At 63.3% G+C, this 19,932-nt stretch carries 19 protein-coding genes; 14 read left to right on the plus strand and 5 right to left on the minus strand.

All coding sequences use genetic code 11. The features are described from left to right. Position 1 precedes the first annotated feature (1 nt). From Q1L50_RS04480 to grxD, 6 genes are all read left to right on the plus strand, one after another. Complete coding sequence (locus tag Q1L50_RS04480) at positions 2-1,135, plus strand: patatin-like phospholipase family protein (RefSeq protein ID WP_300336218.1); 1,134 nt, start codon at positions 2-4, stop codon at positions 1,133-1,135. A 144-nt stretch (positions 1,136-1,279) separates the two neighbouring features. Next, positions 1,280-2,368 (plus strand): D-alanyl-D-alanine endopeptidase, encoded by a 1,089-nt coding sequence (gene pbpG, locus Q1L50_RS04485; RefSeq protein ID WP_300336220.1) that lies wholly within the window; start codon positions 1,280-1,282, stop codon positions 2,366-2,368. Between the two features lie 500 nt (positions 2,369-2,868). After that, positions 2,869-4,131 carry a glutamyl-tRNA reductase gene (gene hemA, locus Q1L50_RS04490; RefSeq protein WP_300336221.1) on the plus strand — a complete coding sequence of 421 codons (1,263 nt, stop codon included), beginning with the start codon at positions 2,869-2,871 and terminating at the stop codon, positions 4,129-4,131. Between the two features lie 102 nt (positions 4,132-4,233). Next, positions 4,234-5,319 carry a peptide chain release factor 1 gene (gene prfA, locus Q1L50_RS04495; protein WP_300336222.1) on the plus strand — a complete coding sequence of 362 codons (1,086 nt, stop codon included), beginning with the start codon at positions 4,234-4,236 and terminating at the stop codon, positions 5,317-5,319. Between the two features lie 96 nt (positions 5,320-5,415). Next, entirely contained in the window at positions 5,416-6,243 is an 828-nt protein-coding gene (gene prmC, locus Q1L50_RS04500) for a peptide chain release factor N(5)-glutamine methyltransferase (RefSeq protein WP_300336223.1), read from the plus strand. Between the two features lie 74 nt (positions 6,244-6,317). Further along, positions 6,318-6,641, plus strand: coding sequence for a Grx4 family monothiol glutaredoxin (grxD, locus tag Q1L50_RS04505; RefSeq protein WP_300336224.1), 324 nt, complete (start codon positions 6,318-6,320; stop codon positions 6,639-6,641). Between the two features lie 105 nt (positions 6,642-6,746). Here the strand turns inward: grxD and Q1L50_RS04510 are convergent, their stop codons facing one another. Beyond that, positions 6,747-7,112: a carboxymuconolactone decarboxylase family protein gene (locus Q1L50_RS04510; RefSeq protein WP_300336225.1), complete on the minus strand. Its 366-nt coding sequence runs from the start codon at positions 7,110-7,112 to the stop codon at positions 6,747-6,749. A 353-nt stretch (positions 7,113-7,465) separates the two neighbouring features. Here Q1L50_RS04510 and Q1L50_RS04515 point away from each other — a divergent pair, with 353 nt between their 5' ends. Further along, a complete protein-coding gene (locus tag Q1L50_RS04515; RefSeq protein WP_300336227.1) occupies positions 7,466-7,816 on the plus strand; it encodes a hypothetical protein in 351 nt (116 codons plus the stop codon). Here the strand turns inward: Q1L50_RS04515 and Q1L50_RS04520 are convergent. Further along, on the minus strand, positions 7,770-9,056 hold the full coding sequence (locus Q1L50_RS04520; protein WP_300336272.1) for a serine/threonine-protein kinase: 1,287 nt from the start codon (positions 9,054-9,056) through the stop codon (positions 7,770-7,772). The two genes, Q1L50_RS04515 and Q1L50_RS04520, sit on opposite strands and share 47 nt — an antisense overlap. Positions 9,057-9,080: 24 nt before the next feature. Then, positions 9,081-10,466 carry an argininosuccinate lyase gene (argH, locus tag Q1L50_RS04525; RefSeq protein WP_300336228.1) on the minus strand — a complete coding sequence of 462 codons (1,386 nt, stop codon included), beginning with the start codon at positions 10,464-10,466 and terminating at the stop codon, positions 9,081-9,083. Positions 10,467-10,590: 124 nt separating this feature from the next. On the opposite strand from argH, the gene Q1L50_RS04530 reads away from it, so the two are divergent. From Q1L50_RS04530 to Q1L50_RS04560, 7 genes are all read left to right on the plus strand, one after another. Continuing rightward, a complete protein-coding gene (locus Q1L50_RS04530; protein ID WP_300336229.1) occupies positions 10,591-11,574 on the plus strand; it encodes a histidine kinase in 984 nt (327 codons plus the stop codon). Further along, positions 11,571-12,356: a LytTR family DNA-binding domain-containing protein gene (locus Q1L50_RS04535; RefSeq protein WP_300336231.1), complete on the plus strand. Its 786-nt coding sequence runs from the start codon at positions 11,571-11,573 to the stop codon at positions 12,354-12,356. Before Q1L50_RS04530 ends, Q1L50_RS04535 begins: the two co-directional genes overlap by 4 nt. Before the next feature lie 115 nt (positions 12,357-12,471). Further along, positions 12,472-13,146: a c-type cytochrome gene (locus tag Q1L50_RS04540; protein WP_300336233.1), complete on the plus strand. Its 675-nt coding sequence runs from the start codon at positions 12,472-12,474 to the stop codon at positions 13,144-13,146. A 211-nt stretch (positions 13,147-13,357) separates the two neighbouring features. Beyond that, on the plus strand, positions 13,358-14,305 hold the full coding sequence (gene hemC / locus Q1L50_RS04545; RefSeq protein ID WP_300336235.1) for a hydroxymethylbilane synthase: 948 nt from the start codon (positions 13,358-13,360) through the stop codon (positions 14,303-14,305). Further along, complete coding sequence (locus tag Q1L50_RS04550; protein ID WP_300336236.1) at positions 14,302-15,075, plus strand: uroporphyrinogen-III synthase; 774 nt, start codon at positions 14,302-14,304, stop codon at positions 15,073-15,075. Before hemC ends, Q1L50_RS04550 begins: the two co-directional genes overlap by 4 nt. Further along, a complete protein-coding gene (locus Q1L50_RS04555) occupies positions 15,075-16,349 on the plus strand; it encodes a uroporphyrinogen-III C-methyltransferase (RefSeq protein WP_300336237.1) in 1,275 nt (424 codons plus the stop codon). The genes Q1L50_RS04550 and Q1L50_RS04555 overlap by 1 nt, the downstream gene beginning before the upstream one ends. Continuing rightward, positions 16,346-17,515: a heme biosynthesis HemY N-terminal domain-containing protein gene (locus tag Q1L50_RS04560; protein WP_300336238.1), complete on the plus strand. Its 1,170-nt coding sequence runs from the start codon at positions 16,346-16,348 to the stop codon at positions 17,513-17,515. Before Q1L50_RS04555 ends, Q1L50_RS04560 begins: the two co-directional genes overlap by 4 nt. 58 nt (positions 17,516-17,573) lie before the next feature. On the opposite strand, the gene hemF is transcribed toward Q1L50_RS04560, so the two are convergent. Together hemF and purD are read right to left on the minus strand one after the other, a co-directional pair. Continuing rightward, positions 17,574-18,491, minus strand: coding sequence for an oxygen-dependent coproporphyrinogen oxidase (gene hemF / locus Q1L50_RS04565; RefSeq protein ID WP_300336274.1), 918 nt, complete (start codon positions 18,489-18,491; stop codon positions 17,574-17,576). Positions 18,492-18,522: 31 nt separating this feature from the next. Then, positions 18,523-19,803, minus strand: a complete 1,281-nt coding sequence (gene purD, locus Q1L50_RS04570; RefSeq protein ID WP_300336239.1) for a phosphoribosylamine--glycine ligase — start codon at positions 19,801-19,803, stop codon at positions 18,523-18,525. Between the last annotated feature and the right edge of the window lie 129 nt (positions 19,804-19,932).

The following is a 19,932-nucleotide window of genomic DNA, read 5'->3' on the forward strand; positions in this document are numbered from 1 at the left end:
GATGGCCAGCGGTAGAATGGCGCTGATTCTCGGTGGTGGCGGCGCGCGTGCCGCGTATCAGGTTGGCGTCCTGCGCGCTGTTCGCGACTTGCTTGGCGACTGCAGCCGAAGCCCGTTTCAGATCTTGTGCGGCACTTCGGCGGGCGCCGTCAATGCGGCGACGCTGGCCTGTCATGCCCACAACTTTCGTGATGCGGTCAATGCCATGGAAGATGTCTGGCGCAATATGCGCGCCGGCCAGATCTATCGCGCCGACCCGATCGGAATCGGCCTGGCGATGGCCAACTGGCTGAGCGCCTTCCTGCTCGGCTGGGCGTTCAGGCGTAGTCCGCGTTCGCTTCTCGACAATCGGCCCTTGCGTCGTCTTCTTGAACAGAAACTGCACTTCCGCAACATTGAGCGCTCGTTGGCCAAAGGGACGCTATACGCCGTAAGCATTACCGCGTCAGGGTATGCGACCGGCGACGGCGTCAGCTTTTTCGAGGCCCATCCGGAGGTGCAGAACTGGCAGCGAACGCAGCGCATCGGTTGTCGAACGCAATTGTCGGTTGACCATCTGCTGGCTTCGAGCGCGATCCCTTTCATCTTTCCCGCCGTACATCTCAATCGCGAGTATTTTGGTGACGGTTCGATGCGGCAACTGGCGCCGATCTCACCGGCAATCCACCTGGGGGCCGACAAGATCATGGTCATCGGCGTCGGCAAGATCAATGAAGTGAGTCAACGGCAAAGTTCGCGCACCTACCCGAGTCTGGCTCAGATTGCGGGCCATGCGCTTTCGTCGATCTTCCTGGACAGTCTGGCCGTCGATATCGAGCGTATGGAGCGCATCAACCGGACCCTGGCGCGGCTTCCCGATGCGTTGCGAGAAAGTGGCGAAGTAGGCCTGCGGCCGATCGAGTCACTGATCATCGCGCCATCCGAGAGTCTCGATCAACTGGCCGCGCGCCATGCCAGAGCACTGCCATGGGCGGTGCGACTGCTGCTCCGGGGGCTGGGGGCAATGAACCGGCGCGGCGGTGCGCTGACCAGCTATCTGCTCTTCGAAAAATCGTACACTGGCGCACTGATCGATCTCGGCTATGGGGACACGATGGCTCGCCAGGAAGACGTCAAGGCCTTTCTTGATGCCTGAATGTATTTGATATGCTACATTACATAGTCAATCTATCTCCTTATTTTCCTGAATGTATGGTTTTCTCGGAAGACGAGCTGCGGTAGAATTGTGACGAATTGTAGATCGTGCAGGAGGCTGGAAATGCGGATGATACTCAGAGCAGTGTTGCTGGCGGGCGCCCTGTTGGGTGGTGGCCTGATGTCGATTGAAGCCGCGCACGCCGTGGATAAGGCCAAGAGCAAGGCCGAAGAACAGAAGAGCAAAGCGCGGACAGCCCAGAAGGCGCCTCCGGTGGCCAAGAAGAGCGCGACCAAGACAGTGGCGCATAGGGACAAGGGCGCGGTGAAGGCCAAGTCCGCGCGCGTCGCCAAGAGCAGCCATGCTGCTCCCCAGGCCGAAAAGAAAAGGTACACCAGCGACGCCAGGAAGCACCGGACTGCCAACCGGGTCTTCGCCGGCGACGCCGACCCCTGGCAGGAACCGGGCAACCTGGCGGTACACTCGGGCTCGGCTTTGGTAGTCGCGCAGGATGGTGGCGAAACCCTCTACGAGAAGAACGCCACTACCGTGGTTCCGATTGCCTCGATAACCAAGGTCATGACGGCGATGGTGGTGCTCGATAGCATGCCCAATCTGCAAGAGTCGATTACCATCACCGATGAGGATGTCGACTACTTGAAAGGAAGTCGTTCGCGCCTCCAGGTGGGAACAGTGATGACGCGCGAGATGGCTTTGTTGCTGGCGTTGATGTCTTCTGAAAACCGTGCGGCGCACGCGCTAGGACGTCACTACCCAGGCGGCCTGGCGGCTTTTGTGGCGGCGATGAACCGCAAGGCCGCGTCGTTGGGGATGGCCCGGACGCATTTCGAGGACCCCACCGGTTTGACCAGCAACAACGTCTCCACGGCACGCGACCTCGCGCGAATGGTCGCGGCCGCACATCGCTACCCCTTGATTCGCGAGTTTTCGACGACCTCCGGCGCGACGGCCGAGGTGAAAGGGCGTGAACTCGAGTACCACAATACCAATCAGCTGGTCAAAAGCCCGACTTGGGAGATCGGTCTGTCGAAGACCGGCTACATTCAGGAAGCGGGCAAGTGCCTGGTCATGCAGGCACGCGTAGCGGACCGACCGGTAGTGATCGTACTGCTTGATTCGGCTGGCAAGCAAACTCGCATTGGTGATGCGAATCGCATCAAGCGGTGGATGGAGAGCGCAGGGGCTTCCGGCAAGCAGCCGACGCCGGCCTGACCTGCCGCCGGAAGTGGATGCCACGGCACGCCGTGGCTTTTTTTTTCCCAGCGCGCCGCCGTTGGCGAAGGTGCAGGGGGGCAGTCTTCGCTCCTGCCGCGTCTTGCGCCGGTTCGAGGAACTGACAGCAAGGGCTGTGGCGGAGTTGTCGGGTAGCATGCGCGTGTGATTGAAGCGCTTCTCGCCATGAAATTCGTGACTCGCCCGTAGCCCGCTGCTACCGAGCCAGGATGTTTTTGACATCACCGAAACCGCCGCGGTGTCCGATTTTCCGCCGCCCGTACCTTCATGGACGCGGTGTGCGATCTGGGTTGCGCGTTCTCGCTTAATGGTCTTCGGTGTGGACTACGCGCTGTGCTACTTTGTCGGCAAACCCGCGCGGGACGTCGCCTGACCCGGTTGGTCGGCAGCAGGCAACAGGCGGGCAGCACCTGACGCTCCGGGAGGCTGGCAGAGCGGGTGCTATAATCGCCCGCTGACTTGCCTACCCCCTCTTACGCATGGCGCTGTTTACCCTTGGCATCAACCACCACACGGCGCCACTTGCGGTTCGCGAGCAGATCGCGTTTCAGACCGACACGGTGCAGCAGGCGTTGGCCGACCTGACGCGTTGCCAGGCGGTGCATGAGGCGGCGATTCTGTCGACGTGCAACCGGACCGAAGTCTACTTTGCCGGCGATACGCCCGGGGCGGCCAGTCAGTGGCTGGCGGCCTATCATCGACTGGCGCGCCACGAGATCGAACCTTACCTCTATACCTATCCCGAACGGGACGCCGTTCGCCACGCTTTTCGCGTGGCCAGCGGACTCGATTCGATGGTTCTCGGCGAACCGCAGATTCTCGGCCAGATGAAGGAAGCGGTGCGCGCTGCCGAGGAGGCGGGGACGCTGGGTACGACTTTGCACAAGCTTTTTCAGCACTCCTTTGCGGTCGCCAAGGAGGTGCGTTCGACGACCGCGATAGGGGCCAACATCGTCTCGATGGCCGCCGCCGCGGTGCGCCTGGCCGAACGCATCTTCGAGCGTATCGCCGACCAGAGGATTCTGTTCATCGGCGCGGGCGAGATGATCGAACTGTGCGCGACGCATTTCTGCGCCCAGCAACCACGGCACGTGGCGATCGCCAACCGGACCGTCGAGCGCGGCCTGATGCTTGCCGATCGCGTTGGCGGAACGGCGATCCGGCTAGAGGAACTCGGCGAACGGTTGGCGCAGTTCGATATCGTCGTCTCGTGCACCGCCAGCCCTTTGCCGATCCTCGGCCTCGGCATGGTCGAGCGGGCGATCAAGGTTCGCCGCCACCGCCCGATGTTCATGGTCGACCTGGCCGTTCCGCGCGACATCGAGTTCGAAGTGGGCGAGATGGACGACGTCTTCCTCTATACCGTCGACGATCTGGCGCAAGTGGTCGAGTCCGGTATCGAGTCGCGGCAGGCGGCGGTGGTGGACGCCGAGGCGATCATCAGCGAGCGGGTCGATGGTTTCCTGCGCTGGTTGGCGACGCGTGGTACAGTGCCGATCATTCGTTCGCTCCGCGATGCCGCCGAACGCGCGCGCCGCCACGAAATGGAGCACGCGCTCAAGTTGCTCGCGAGAGGCGACGACCCGGTGCGGGTTCTCGACCAGTTCTCGCACCGCTTGACCAACAAGTTCCTGCACGCGCCAACGCAGGCCCTGGCGCAGGCCGGTGATGGTCGGGACGAGTTGCCGGCGCTGGTCGGGCGCTTGTTTCACCTGCATCCGGATTCCCGCCTCGGCGAGTAGCGGGTTTCGATGGCTGACGACCATCCTTCGCTGATTCTTCCCGCCTGCGTTCGCGCGCTTGATCCTGCTTGATCCTGCTTGAACCCTTGAAACCATTTCCTGATGAACCAGAGCATTCGCGACAAACTTGAGCATTTGAGCGGCCGCCTCGACGAACTTGATCGGATGCTGGCCAGCAGCGACGCGACGCGCGATCTGGACGAATACCGCAAGCTGTCGCGCGAGTACGCCGAGCTTGGCCCGGTGGTCGCTCTTTACCACACTTGGCTGGGGTCCGAGGCTGACCTGTCGTCGGCGCTTGCGCTGCTCGCCGATCCGGAAATGCGCGAACTGGCCGAAGCGGAAGTGGCCATCGCCAGGGAGCGCCTGCCGCAGATCGAGAGCGATCTCCAGAAGCTGCTGCTGCCAAAGGACGCCAACGACGAGCGCAATGTCTTTCTTGAAATCCGTGCCGGAACCGGCGGTGATGAATCGGCGCTGTTTGCCGGAAGTCTGTTTCGCATGTACACGCGCTATGCCGAACGGCAGCGCTGGCAGGTCGAAGTGATTTCCGCCAGCGTCTCTGACCTCGGCGGTTACCGCGAAGTCATTGCCCGGATCATCGGCAACGGCGTCTACTCGAGGCTCAAGTTCGAGTCGGGCGCCCACCGCGTGCAGCGTGTCCCTGAGACCGAAACGCAGGGACGGATTCATACTTCCGCGTGTACAGTGGCGGTGATGCCCGAGGGCGACGAACTGGAGGAGGTGCTGATCAACCCGGCCGAAATCCGCGTTGACACCTACCGGGCTTCAGGTGCTGGCGGGCAGCACATCAACAAGACCGATTCGGCGGTGCGGATCACCCACCTGCCGACCGGGATCGTCGTCGAATGCCAGGATGATCGCTCGCAGCACAAGAACAAGGCGCAGGCGCTGTCGGTCCTGGGCGCCCGTATCAGGGACATGCAGGAACGCGCGCAACACGAGAGCATCGCCTCGGAGCGACGGAATTTGATCGGCAGTGGCGATCGCTCGGAACGGATCAGAACGTACAATTTTCCGCAGGGCCGGGTCACCGACCACCGCATCAACCTGACGCTCTACAAGATCGAGGCGATCATGGACGGCGATCTTGACGATCTGCTCGGCGCCCTGAACGCCGAACATCAGGCCGATCAACTGGCGATGCTCGCCGACAGCGATTCCTGACACTGCTTCGGACGATCTATTCAGCATGCAGCGGACGAGACCCTGCGCCGGCCGCCGCTTTCGTCGCGGCATTGGCGCCGAATGTCGGCGGCGACGATGATCGGGATCGGCGACGCGTGGCGCTCGGCCAGCCAGCGCATCGATCGCCTCGATGCACGACTGCTGGTGGAGCGCGTCGCCGGCTGCACGCACGCCGATCTGATTGCGCACTCGGCGCGCCTGTTGTCGGCGGCGCAACTTGCCACCCTCGAGGTGCTGGTCAGGCGTCGCCTTGGCGGCGAGCCGCTGGCCTATCTCCTGGGCTCGGCAGGGTTCTACGGTCTGGAATTCATGGTCACGCCGGCGGTCATGATTCCGCGCCCCGAGACTGAGCTGCTGGTCGATCTCGCGCTCGCGCGCGTGCAGAGTTTGCCTGCGCCGCGGATTCTCGACCTCGGCACGGGCTCGGGCGTTCTGGCGGTGACGCTTGGTTGGAAATGCCCGGCAGCGGTGCTTACCGCGGTTGATCTTTCGCCAGCAGCACTGGCCGTAGCCAGTGGCAACGCAGCGATGCACGAGGTCGCGATCAACTTCCTTGCCGGTGACTGGTACGCTCCGCTCGGGGAGCAGCGTTTCGATGTGATCGTCGCCAACCCGCCCTACGTCACGCACGCTGACCCGCACTTGCAGCAGAATGGATTGCCATTCGAGCCACAGCTGGCATTGACCGATGGGGTCGTCGGCGGTGACGGTCTGGCGTGTATTCGCGATATTGTCGGTAGTGCTGCCGCGCATCTTCGAGCTGGTGGCTGGCTGTTGATTGAGCACGGCTATCAGCAGGCGGCAGCGGTGCGCACGCTGCTGTGCCAGGCGGGACTGACCGAGGTTGCCTCATGGCGCGACCTGTCGGCCATCGAACGGGTCAGTGGCGGACGTTTACGTTGACGATCAGCGCAGCCAGACAGTACACTGCTCTGTTGATAATTTTTCTCAACCGCTATCACTTGTGAGGTCTGGCGATGGATGTGCAGCAGTTGATCAAGGAACAGGTCACGACCAACCCGGTAGTGCTCTACATGAAAGGGACGCCGGAGGCTCCGCAGTGCGGTTTTTCGGCGGTTACCGTGCAGATTCTCAGAGCCTGCGGCGTGGCCAACTTTCTCAGCGTGAACGTGCTGGAGAATCCGGAGATTCGCGTCGGCATCAAGTCGTACGCCGACTGGCCGACCATTCCGCAGCTGTACGTGCGCGGCGAGTTCGTCGGCGGCTGCGATATCATGCGTGAGATGTACGAGGATGGTGAGTTGCAGAAGCTGCTGGAAGGGCTCGTCGACCCGGTCTGATTCGGTGATCAGGCGCCGCCTACGGCAGCTCCGCAGGCGGGCTTGTTGCCGGAGCCGGCGTCGGTTTCGCGGACACAGCGTCCTTGCCCGTGGTCGCTTACCTGTTCAGGCGCTGACCGGTGCCGGCTGCTCGGAGTTCAGTTCCTCGTAGGCCCGTACCGCCTCGGCCGCGTACATCAGGGTCGGCCCACCACCCATGTAGGTGCACACCGCCAGCGTTTCCATCAACTGTGCACGGCTGACGCCCAGTCGAATCAGCGCCTTGACATGAAAACCGATACATGCGTCGCAACGGCTGGCAACGCCGATCGCCAGCGCAATCAGCTCCTTGTCGAGTGCGGACAGCACGCCCGGCGAGAGCGCTGCCTTGGCCAGTGCATTGAAGCCTTGAATCGTTTCCGGGATTTCCTTGCGCATGCTGCCGAGTCCCTTGGCCACGTCATCGGTAATGGTGGTGAAAGACTTGCTCATTGGCGTCCCGCTCATAAAATCATAGAACGCTAATATACCGCGGAGGAACTTCGCCGCGCAATCGCTTTCGTCGGCAGGTACGCGGACGAAGATCGGGGGTGGCTCGCGTCGATGGACGAGGAACTGCGGATGAATGGTTACCGTTGGCAGCACCCGTATTCCTTGCTTCTGATCGCTTCTTCGCCGTTGTCGGCTTGCGCGGGCGACAGCGGCCGTGGCTTGAAGCCCGGCGTGGCCGTGGCCACCTTGCCCGAGGGGCTGGCGACGATGAGCCAGCCGCCACTGAGCTGGAAGCATCCCGGTGGCAGCGAACAGCGGCCTGTCCGCGTGGGCCGGCGGGTTTGCAGACCCATATGGCGTTCATCGCGCCCGCCGGGCGCCGGCAGCGGATAGAGGAGGGTGCTGGATATGGCGCACTTCGCGTCAAGCCGGGCAAGAGTGACCAGGCGTCCGTTCTGCGTCTGCTCGGCCGATCGCAGCCCAAGTGGACCAACTACTTCCAGGCTTGCGACGAGCCGGTATGGGAGTGGAGATTCTGCGACAGCTGGAACCACCTGGCGCGCTTCGATGTGCTCTTCGACGCCAGAACCGGTATGGTCCGCACTGCTTATCAACGGCAAGGCCTGGTGGGCTGGAACGGCGTGGCGCTGCGGGGCCTCAGAAAGTCACCAGGCGGACGTTCGCTGCCGTCAGCCGTTCGCTGAGTACTGCCAGGAAAGACTGGTAGAAGTGCGCCCGGCACGATTCCGAGGAACTGCGCAAGGCATTTGCCGTGATGCGCACCAGCTTGGCGTCGGTTACGGCGACGATGTCGGCACCGCGTCTTGAGTTCGCCTTGCCGATCACGGCCATTTCGCCAAAGCACTCGCCGGTGCCCAGCATGTCGAGAATCATCCCGTTCTTGAGAACCTTCAGCTCGCCTTCGGCGAGGAAGCAGAAGAAGTCGCCGTGGTCGCCATCACGAATGATCGCGGTGCCGGGTGAAGCCCGGCTCCATTGCGAAAAACGTACTACTTCCCAGATCTCGACGTCGGAAAAGTCCGCGAAGAAAGAGAACGAACGCAGGCTGTCGAACTTTTCGAGATCAGCCAACTGGTCGACTGCGACTTTGGGTTTGCGGTTGCGAAAAGCCTGCGCCAGATCGTGGGCAAATTCCTGCCAGGTGGCGTAACGCGTTTCGAGTCGCTTGCTCATCGCGCGCGCGACGATCGCGTCGAGCGCCTCCGGAATGTCTCTGCGCAAGGCCGAAGGCCGGCGCGGCTCGGCGTTGATGATCTGGTAAACCATGTCGTAACTGTTGCGCGCCTGGAAAGGCAGTTGTCCGGTCAGCAGCTGATACATGACGACGCCAAGGGAGTAGATATCGGTCTGCTGATCGAGTGTCTGTTCTTTCACCTGCTGCGGTGACATGTAAGCGGGTGATCCGATCCCCAGCACCAGGGTACGGTCCGGTGAGCCGATGATCGCGGCCCCGAAATCGGAGATCTTGATGTCGCCCTGGTCTGCATCGGTGCCAGTGAACAGGATGTTGGCCGGCTTGATGTCACGATGAATGATGCCCGCCCGGAAAGCGAAATCAAGCGCCCGTGAGCACTTGAAAACGATCTCGACAGTACGTTCGACCGACAGCAGCCGGTCGGCCGTGGAGACCCTCTCCAGCGTGCCGCCAGCAACGTATTCCATCACCAGATAGCAGAAATCGTCGTCGACCACCGCGTCGTAAATCTGCACGATATGCGGGTGCGACAGCTTGCCGACCAGTGCCGCCTCGTTGAGGAACAGGTGGGTGTATAACCTGCCCCGTTTGGGGTCCTTCAGAATTCCGGGAAAGGCCACCTTGACGGCCACCGCGCGCTGGGTAAACGCGTCGCTGCCCAGATAGACGATCGACGTTGCGCCACGGCCGATTTCACGGTCGAGGTGATACTTGCCGATCTTCTCCATCATCTTCCGGTTTCGGCGGCGCGCCTAACGGCGACGGGCGCGGGCAATTGCCGCCAGGACCTGTTCCGGCGCGGTGCCGCCAATATGCTTGCGCGCCGCCAGCGATCCGTCTACGGTCAGCACCGCAAAGACGTCGTCGGCAATCAGCGGCGAGAAGTGCCGCAATTCGGCGAGCGGGAGTTGCGCCAGGTCGGCACCGAGTTCCTCGGCGCGCCGCACTGCCAGGCCCACCGCCGCATGGGCGTCGCGGAAGGGCAATCCCTTGCGGGTCAGGTAGTCGGCAAGATCGGTGGCGGTGGCAAATCCCTGATCCAATGCCTCGCGCATTCTTGCCGGATGGACGGTAATTCCGCCGACCATCGCGGCAAAAATGCGCAGCGTGTCGCTGACCGTGTCAATGGCGTCGAACAGTGGCTCCTTGTCTTCCTGGTTGTCCTTGTTGTAGGCCAGAGGCTGGCCCTTCATCAGCGTCAGCAGGGCGGTCAGGTGCCCGTAAACGCGGCCGGTCTTGCCGCGTGCCAGTTCGGGAACGTCGGGATTCTTCTTCTGGGGCATGATCGAGCTGCCGGTGCAGAAGCGATCGGCGATCCGGATGAAACCGAAACGCGGGTTCATCCACAGCACCAGTTCCTCCGACAGGCGCGACAGATGCATCATCAGCAGCGCGCTGGCGGCGCAGAATTCGATCGCAAAGTCGCGGTCGGAAACGGCGTCGAGCGAGTTTTCGCAGAGGCCGTCGAAGCCCAGCATTTCAGCGACGAAATGGCGATCGATCGGATAGCTCGTACCGGCCAGCGCGGCGGCACCCAGAGGCAGGCGGTTGGTGCGTCTTCGGCAGTCGGCGAAGCGCTCGGCATCCCGCTCCATCATCTCGAAATAGGCCAGGACGTGATGGCCGAAGGTCACCGGTTGCGCAACCTGGAGGTGGGTGAACCCGGGCAGCGGCGTGGCTGCCTCCTTCTCGGCGAGGTCAAGCAGCCTGGCCTGGAACTCGCGCAGCAGTGGCAGCAGCTCGTCGATCGCGTCGCGCAGATAGAGGCGGATGTCGGTCGCCACCTGATCATTGCGCGAGCGACCAGTATGCAGGCGCTTGCCGGCATCGCCAACCAGCGTGGTCAGGCGCTTTTCGATGTTCAGGTGGACATCTTCGAGGTCGAGCGACCAGACGAAACGGTCCCCCTCGATCTCGCGTACGATTTCCGCCATGCCGCGCTCGATGTCGGCCAGATCCGCGGCGCTGATAATCCCCTGCCTGGCGAGCATCGTGGCGTGTGCCACCGAGGCCCTGATGTCCTGGCGCCACATCCGCCGGTCGAAGTTGACCGAGGCGGTATAACGCTTGACGAGGTCCGACATTCCTTCGGAGAAGCGGCCGGCCCAAGTGTATTGGGAAGAATCCGATTGACTCATTAGCGACAGGTTCCTGGGCTAAAATCACTCGTAGAACCTTGGACAGGCGCCACTTCGAGTGATCGCAAGTATAAAGCAAAAGCCCACTGGCCAGCCCTTGCCAGACTTCCGGAATTCCGGAGTCATGCTGCGCACCTTGCTTGGGGTGAATCTGCTGGCGCTGCTGGCAGCGCTGGTGCAGAGCGAAGGAGTGAACGACAGCCTGCAGCATTACATCGACATGGCCGCCTGGGTACAGCCCTTGTTGCTCTTCAACGTGGCCCTGCTGGCGTTGCTCGGAGGTTTCCTGCAGAGCGCGCCAATCTGGATCGCGCGCAGCGCGGTGCTGGTGTTGGCCGCCGCTTCCGCCATCTTGTTGTCCGCTCTGTGGCGCCTTCTGGCGGTGGAAGAGGAAGGCGGGCAGCGCTTGATCCGGGCCGGTCTGCTCGCCGCCATGGCTGCCGCTTTCATGCTTTCCTATTTTGCCTTGCGTGCCAGAGCGCTCTCGCCAGCGCTGGTCGAAGCAAGGCTGCAGGCCTTGACCGCGCGCATCCGGCCACATTTCCTGTTCAACAGCCTGAATGCGGTCCTGTCGCTGATTCGTGCTGACCCGCGGCGTGCCGAGACCGCGCTCGAGGAACTCGCCGAGCTCTTTCGTGCCCTGATGCGCGATCATCGGGAGCTGGTACCGCTAGCCGACGAACTGGCGCTGTGCCGGCAGTATCTGGACCTCGAAAAGCTGCGCCTGGCGGAGCGTTTGCAGGTCGAATGGCAGTTGGCCGACAACTTGCCACTCGAACTCAGAGTGCCGCCGTTGATGGTGCAGCCGCTGCTGGAGAATGCCGTCTATCACGGCATCGAACCGGCTGGCGACGGCGGGACCATCCGTATTCGCCTGGCGCGTCGTGGCGACGAACTGCACGTCGAACTGGCCAATCCCTGCGGCGGCGGCTCCGAGCATCCGCGTGGCAACCACATGGCGCTCGACAACATCCGCGAACGGCTGGCTCTCTACTACGATCTCGAGGCGCGACTGGAGACCGGTGAAGTGCGGCTTGCCGACGGCCGCCGCGAGTATCGGGTGCGCATCGTGCTGCCGTGTCACCAGCATTCCCCGCGAGCGCGATGAGTACCCTGGCGCCGGATTTGCCCTTGTCGGTGATGATCTGCGACGACGAAGCGCCGGCGCGGGCGCGCCTGCGCGACTTGCTGGCCGACATCGCGCCGGAGCTGCCCAACGACGTTCTTGCCGAAGCCGACAATGGCGCGTCCGCCCTGGCGGCGGTCAGGAGTCAGCGGGTGGACGTGGCGCTGGTCGATATCCGGATGCCCAAGATGGACGGCGTCGAACTGGCTCGTCATCTGTCGCAGCTCGACCATCCGCCGGCGGTGATTTTTGTCACCGCTTACGACGCTTACGCCGTGCAGGCCTTCGAGCTCAACGCCGTCGATTATCTGGTGAAGCCGGTGCGGGCACGACGTTTGCTGGCTGCTCTGCAAAAGGTCATGCTGAGCCGCCGACAGGCGCCAGCGCTGCCTGCGAGCGTGCAACTCGCCGCGCGCAGCCACCTTTCCTGTCATGAACGCGGGCGCCTGCTGCTGATCGCGGTGAGCGAAATCGTCTACTTCAGAGCTGACCTGAAATACGTCGCGGCACGCACCAGCGATCGCGAATACCTGCTCGAAGAGTCCTTGACGCATCTCGAACACGAGTTCGGCGAGCAGTTCATCCGCCTGCACCGCAGTGTGCTGGCTGCCAGGGAGGCGATCATCGGCTTCGAGAAGAGCGTTTGCCACGACGACGCCGAGACGCAATGGCAGGCCATTCTGCGCGACATCCCGGAACGTTTGCCGGTCAGCCGTCGGCAGTGGCCTTTGCTCAAGTCCTACGCTCGCCAGCTAACTTCGTGACCGTGGCGGGTTACGGCGCTTGCCCGGCGAGCTTCGGAGCGTCGGTTCTTGACGCTCATCAAGGTCGCCAGCGAGCGCCTCTCTATAATTCCGCCTTCACTCCGACGAGGTCTTCATGCGGCACGCGCGACGTTTAAAGCTACTGTTCTGGATCCTGCTCGGAGCCGTCGTCGCGCCACCGCTGGCGGCCCTCGATGTCGATCGAGCAAGGGAGATCTACGGCCCCTGCGCTGCTTGCCACGGTCCATTCGGTGCCGGCGGCAAGAAAGGCGAATACCCGCGCATCGCTGGCCAGTCGGCAAAGTACATGGAGCAGCAGCTGAAAGCATTCCAGAGCCAGCTGCGAATCAACCTGCCGATGTATCCCTACACCAAGGAGCGAGAACTTCCCGATGAGGACATGAAGCTGGTCGCCGCCTACCTCGCACAGATCGAACTGCCGACCAGGCCGCCGGTCTTCAAGGACAGTGACGATGCGCTGACGCGCTTGCTGGCGATGGAGAAGATCATGATCGTCCCGCGTGCCGAGGGCGATATCGACAAGGGCCGGGCGGTGTACCAGCAGAAGTGCGCGGCCTGCCACGGCAAGAAGGCGCAGGGGCGCGGCATGTTCCCGATGCTCGTTGGCCAGTACACCACCTACCTCAAGAAACAGATCGATGCCTATCTCAAGGCCGATCGCCCGCACGACGAGGACAGTGCCGCTAGCGGCACCTTGTATACCCTGCAGGGCGGCGATATCCAGGACGTCCTGGCTTATCTGACGTCGCTTCAGGAGGTCGGGCCATGAGGTTCCTCCGGATCAAGGCGGTTGTCATGGCTGCCAGGAAGCGCGTTCGGCGCTAGGCGCTAGCGAGCTGTCGCCCCGGTCTGACGGCGCTGAACCAGCTGGCCAAGCATGTTAGAATCAGCTTCCCTGATGATAATGTCTTGTTGGTCGATGTTGCCTTGGCGTGCCGGCTGGATGGCGCGGGCGAGCAGCGTCTTACCGGAATCCTGCCTTGAATTCTGCCAATCCAGATCAGCCCCGCATTGTCATCGCCTCGCGTGAGTCGCGCCTGGCGATGTGGCAGGCGGAGCACATCCGTGGCCGCTTGCTGGAACTATACCCACAGCTTGAGGTAGATATCCTCGGGATGACCACCAGGGGCGATCAGATCCTGGACCGCCCACTGTCGGAAATCGGGGGCAAGGGCCTGTTCATCAAAGAGCTCGAGGTGGCGATGCAGAGCGGCCGCGCTGATCTCGCGGTGCATTCGATGAAGGATCTGCCGATGGAGATGCCGGAGGGCTTCGTCCTGGCAGCCATTTCCGAGCGCGCGAACCCGTGCGATGCTTTCGTCGCCAACCATTACGCCGCACTCGACGACCTGCCCGCCGGTGCAGTGATCGGTACCTCCAGTCTGCGTCGCGAGGCGACGCTGCGCGCCAGTCATCCGCAACTTGCGATCAGGGGGCTGCGGGGTAACCTCGATACGCGCCTCCGGAAGCTCGATGCGGGTGAGTACGACGCGATCATCCTCGCTGCGGCCGGACTGGTCCGACTCGGCCTGGCGGACCGGATCAAGTCGGTGCTGGCCCCGGAGCAGTCCTTGCCCGCGCCGGGTCAAGGCGTACTCGGTATCGAAGTCCCCTCCGGGCGTGCCGACCTGATTGCGCTGGTGGGGCCGCTCAACGACCTGGCGACAGCGCATTGCGTGCGAGCCGAGCGTGCTTTTTCGCGCGCCCTGGGGGGCAGCTGCCAGCTGCCGCTCGCGGCCTATGCGGTACTGGAGAGCGGCCAGCTGCGGCTGCGGGGTTTTGTCGCCACGGCGGATGGCAGGCGATCGGTAGCTGGTGAACTGCGTGGTGTGCCCGACGAAGCCGAGTCGGTCGGCTATCGTCTGGCGCAAACACTGCGTGCAGATGGGGCCGACGTCATTCTCCGGGAGCTTGCTGCCGACCAATGACCGCGTCCCTGCAAGGCAGAAAGATCGTCGTGACCCGGCCGCGCGCGCAAGCAGCGAGGCTGGCCAGCTGGATTGCCGGGCTGGGTGGTCAGCCGGTGATTTTTCCCTTGCTCGAGATCGCTCCGGCGGCCGACCCGGAACCGTTGCAGGCAGCAATCGCCCGTCTCGACAGCTATTCGCTGGCGTTCTTCATCAGCCCGAATGCGGTCGATTTCAGCCTCCCATCCATCCTGGCGAGCGGCCCGTGGCCGGCGGGTCTGCGTGCGTTCGCCATTGGTCAGTCCAGCCTCGCCTCGCTGGCAAGCTACGGGATCGCCAACACGCTCGCTCCGGTTGCGCACTTCGATTCAGAGTCCTTGCTCGAACTTCCGGAGTTGCAGCGGCAGTTCGTCGGCGGCCAGCGGGTGGTGATCTTTCGCGGCAACGGTGGTCGCGAGCTGCTTGGCGACACGCTGCGGGAACGTGGCGCGCAAGTCGATTACGTGGCATGCTACCAACGCTCGGCACCCGCCGATGCGGCAGCGCTGGCGTCCCTGTTGCGCGGCGGCCAGATTGACGCCATGACCATATCATCGAGCGAGGGGTTGCGTAATCTGGTTGATCTGCTCGACGCTTCAGCCCGCGCATCTCTGCAGGAAACGCTGGTGTTCGTCCCTCACCAGCGGATCGCCGAGGTGGCCACGGAACTTGGTTTGCAGCGCGTGATTCGGACCGGCCCGGCGGATGCCGGGATCATCGCGGCTCTGAGCGTATATAATTGGCAGTCATGATGAACGAAGAAATCGACCCTCGGCCGTCCCTCCCCGAACCAGTTGCCGCGGCGCCGGCGGGCCACTCGGCGGCAACCAGCGATCCGGCGGCGGCAAGCCAACCGACGGCAGCCAGCCAGTCGGCCGCAGCGAGCCAGTCGTCGGCGAGCAAGGCCTCATCGGCCAGTACGGCCGCATCGGCGAGTCAGCCGTCGTCAGCGACCCAGCACGCTCCTGCGTGGCGCAATCCGTGGTTGGTGGTGGCGCTGCTGGCTCTCGGACTGGCGGCCTGGCAATGGGTGGAAACCCGACAGAAGCTTGCCGACACCCAGCAGGAGCTGGCGCGCCGTCTGGCCGACAACGATTCCGTCGGCGTTGAAGTGCGCGGGCTGGCGAAGCAGTCGCAGGAGCAGGTAGCCGGCGTGCTTGGCAGGCTGGGCGCGCTCGAGGCGAAAATCGCCGAATCACAGAGTCAGCAGGCGACGCTGGAGCGGCTGTACCAGGACTTGGCGAGCAACCGCGACGAGTGGGCGCTGGCCGAGGTCGAGCAAGGCGTGACCTTGGCGGCCCAGCAGTTGCAGCTGGCCGGCAACGTGCACGGCGCGGTGCTCGCCCTGCAGGCTGCCGACGCTCGTCTGGCGGCCAGTGATCGGCCACAGCTCATCAGCTTGCGCAAGACCCTGGCAGGCGATCTTGATCGCCTGCGCGCCTTGCCGCAGATCGATACCGCCGGCATGAGCCTGCGCCTGGAAGGGGTGATCAATGCCATCGACAAACTTCCGCTGGCGGCCGATGGGCGACCTCGTGCGGGTGAAGCCAGCCCGAAGGAGCAGGCCGATGTGCTAGCGAATTCGGCCGCGGAGTCTACTTCGCAGTCGCCGTCCGTGATCAGTGTGGAATTCTGGCAGCGCCTGGCCAGCGTCGCCTTGTGGCAGCGCCTGGCTGGCGAGTTTTGGGGCGAGCTGAAATCGCTGGTCAGGATCCAGCGTTTCGACCGCGACGAGCCGGCCTTGCTGGCGCCGGGACAGGTCTTCTTCTTGCGTGAGAATCTCAAGTTGCGCTTGCTGAATGCCCGCCTGGCGTTGCTGGCGCGTGATCAATGGACCTTCCGCAACGAGTTGCAGCACGCGCAGGCGTGGATTGATCGCTACTTCGACGCTGGCGCCGCTTCGCAGCAGGCGGCGCAGGAGTCGCTGAAACAGCTGGCGGAGACCGAGATCACCATCGAAATGCCGACGCTCAACGACAGCCTGTCGGCGATCAAGACCTTCAAGCTTGGCCAGGAGCGCAAATGAGAGGGCTGCTGTGGTTGCTGGCCCTGTTCGCCCTGGCAGTCGGTATTTCGCTGGCAGCGCGCTTCAATGACGGTTACCTGCTGCTGGTGGTGCCGCCGTATCGCATTGAAGTGGCACTAACGCTGGCGATCTTCCTGTTCTTTGCCGCTTTCGTGCTGCTTTATGCGCTGCTGCACGCAATCGGGCTGACACTGTCGCTGCCGAACCGGGTGAGCGCATTTCGTGCTCGCCGTCGTCGCGAAAAAGCGGCCGCGTCATTTCACGAGGCTGTCCGTCTGCTGTTTGAAGGACGTTTCACGCAAGCCTTGAGCAAGGCCGCCGAGGCGTACACGACCGGGCAGTCGCCGGGTATGGCCGCGCTGATCGCCGCGCGTGCCGCACAGCGCTTGCGCGAACCCGAAAAAGAGAAGGAGTGGCTCGACCGGGTCAGCGTCGGCGACCGGAAGCTGGAGCCAGCGCGCCTGATGCTGCAAGCCGAAATCGCGATCGATCGCGGCCAATTCCAGGATGCTACGGCTGCCCTGCATGACTTGCAGAATCTGACCGGTCGTCACATCGCTGCGCTACGCCTCGAATTGCGCGCGCAGCAGGGTTGTGGCAACTGGCAGGAGGTGCTGCGTCTGGCTCGTCTGCTCGAGAAGCGTGAGGCACTGTTGCCCGAGCCAGCGCAGGAAATAAAGACCAAAGCGCATCAGGAAAACATTCGTCAGCTGCAGTCCGACAAAAGCCAACTGCTGGACTACTTGCGCCAGGTGCCGGCCAGGGAACGCTCGCCGCGGCTCACGTACACCTCGGCGGAGGCTTTTCTCGAACATGGCGCCGACGACGAGGCTCAACGTCTGATCGAAAAGCAACTCGACACTCAGTGGGATTCGGCATTGGTTCAGCTCTACGGCCAAGTCCGCGGCAGCGACCTGACGTCGTGCATCGCGCGTGCCGAAAAATGGCTGCCGCAGCATCCCGACGACGCGCGCCTGCTGCTCACGCTGGGCCGCCTGTGCGTGGCGCAACGTTTGTGGGGCAAAGCGCAAATCTACCTCGAAGCGTCGCTGTCGCTGCACGATCAACGTGCCGTGCGGCTGGAACTGGCGCGCCTGTTCGAGCGGACCGAACGCTCGGACGAGGCGATGCCTCATTACCGGGCAGCCGCCGAGCAGGTCGCCTGAGACGCTTCCGGCCGGCGCTGGCAGCTTTCGGCGCGCGGCTGCTGCCGCCGCCCGATCCTCAGACCCAGTCGCGTGGCGGCAGCATCTCGTAGATCAATGCTTCAGCCGTACCGGCTTGCGGTTGCCAGTCATAGCGCCATTTGACGATTGGCGGCAGCGACATCAGGATCGATTCCGTTCGGCCGCCAGATTGCAGGCCGAACAGTGTGCCGCGATCCCAGACCAGATTGAATTCGACGTAGCGGCCTCGCCGGTAAGCCTGGAAGTCGCGCTCGCGTTCGCCGTAGGGCAGTGATTGCCGCTTGTCGACCAGCGGCAGATAGGCTTCGGCAAAAGCATCGCCGACCGCTTGGGTCAGGGCAAAGCAGCGCCAGAAGCCGCCTTCGCTCAGGTCGTCGAAGAACACGCCACCCACTCCACGTGCTTCCTGGCGGTGTTTGAGGAAGAAGTACTCATCGCACCATTTCTTGTAGCGCGGATAGAGGTCGTTACCAAAAGGCAGCAGTGCTTGCTGGCAGGTGGCGTGGAAATGCCGAATGTCCTCGGTGAAGGGGTAGTAGGGGGTCAAGTCCATGCCGCCGCCAAACCACCACGCGGGCTCGGCATCGGCGCTGGTCGCGAGCAGCGCGCGGACGTTCATGTGCGCGGTCGGGCAGTACGGGTTTTCGGGATGCAGGACCAGCGAAACGCCCATCGCCTCGAAGGCGCGACCGGCGAGTTCGGGGCGTCTGGCGGTTGCTGAAGCCGGCAGCGCTGCGCCGCTGACCTGCGAGAAGGCGACACCACCGCGTTCGAAGACGCGACCACCCTCGATGACGCAGGTCCGCCCGTTGCCTGCGAGCGGTTCGCCAGCGACCTTCTGCCAGCTGTCGGCCGAAAATTTCCCGCCCTGCTCGCCCTCGATCGCTTCGGCGGCCGCGATGATCTTCGTCTGCAGGCCGGTGAAATAGTCCCTCAGGAGCGTCGCCTCGATCATCGCGGGCGCCGCGCGGTAGCCGGCCTTGCGCTCACCGGTTGAGCGCCCGCTGACCGATGTCATGGCGATACTGCATGCCGTCGAAGTGGATGCCGATAATCGTGTTGTAGGCGCGCTTTTGCGCCTGCTTGATGTTGTCGCCAAGGGTGGTGACGCACAGCACGCGGCCACCGGAGGTGACGATCTGCCCGTCTTGCTCGATGGTCCCGGCATGGAAGACGTAACTGTCTTCACTGGCTTTCGGCAAGCCGCTGATCGCGTCGCCGGTCCGCGGCGTGTCAGGGTAGTTGGCCGCGGCCAGCACCACACCCAGCGCGACCCGGCGATCCCAGACTGCTTCGACCTGGTCGAGTCGGCCGGCGACGGCATGTTCCAGTAGCGTCAACAGGTCGGATTTAAGGCGCATCAAGATCGGCTGTGTTTCCGGGTCGCCCAGGCGGCAGTTGAACTCCACGGTCTTGACCGATCCATCCCTGCCGATCATCAGGCCGGCGTACAGGAAACCCGTGTACGGGATGCCCTCGGCGGCCATGCCGCGGACCGTCGGCAGGATGATCTCGCGCATGGTCCTGGCGTGCACCTCCGGCGTTACCACCAGCGCTGGCGAGTAGGCGCCCATGCCGCCGGTGTTGGGGCCGGTGTCGCCGTCGCCGATGCGTTTGTGATCCTGACTCGATGCCAGCGGCAAGACGTCCTTGCCGTCTACCATGACAATGAAGCTGGCCTCTTCTCCTTCAAGGAACTCTTCGATGACTACCCGGGCGGCGTTCGCGCCATCCGGCAGGAGCGCGGTCGGTTCCGGGAGCATACGATCAATGGCGGCGTGTGCTTCGATCAGCGTCGCCGCCACCACCACGCCCTTGCCGGCAGCCAGTCCATCCGCCTTGATGACGATCGGCGCGCCCTGCCGGTCGACGTAGGCGTGCGCGGCGGCCTGGTTCGAGAAGGTGGCGAAACGAGCGGTCGGGATGTTGTGCCTGGCCATGAAGCGCTTGGCAAAGTCCTTCGAGCTTTCGAGTTGCGCCGCCTCGCGCGTCGGGCCGAAGATCTTCAGGCCGCGGGCGCGAAAGACATTGACAATGCCGGCGGCGAGCGCGGCCTCGGGGCCGACCACCGTCAGCGAAACCTTTTCCTCCTCGGCGAAGTCGGCGAGCGCATCGAGGTCGGTGATGTTGACGTTTTCAAGTTGGCGTTCACCAGCCGTGCCGGCGTTGCCAGGTGCAACGAAGACCTTCTGCAGTCCATCTGTTTTCGCCAGGCACCAGGCGAGCGCGTGTTCGCGGCCGCCCGAGCCGATTACCAGTAACTTCATAAAACTCCTTTCGCCACCAGATCATTGGTGGTCGAGCGTCAGCCGCGATCACGGGGACTTTGTCCGCCAAAGCAGGCCGATTCACACTTGCCGCAACGTCCGGCACCGGCTTGTTGCAGTCGCGCCGCA

Origin of the sequence: Accumulibacter sp., from assembly GCF_029255145.1 — a bacterium.
In the GTDB taxonomy this organism is placed as follows: domain Bacteria; phylum Pseudomonadota; class Gammaproteobacteria; order Burkholderiales; family Rhodocyclaceae; genus Accumulibacter.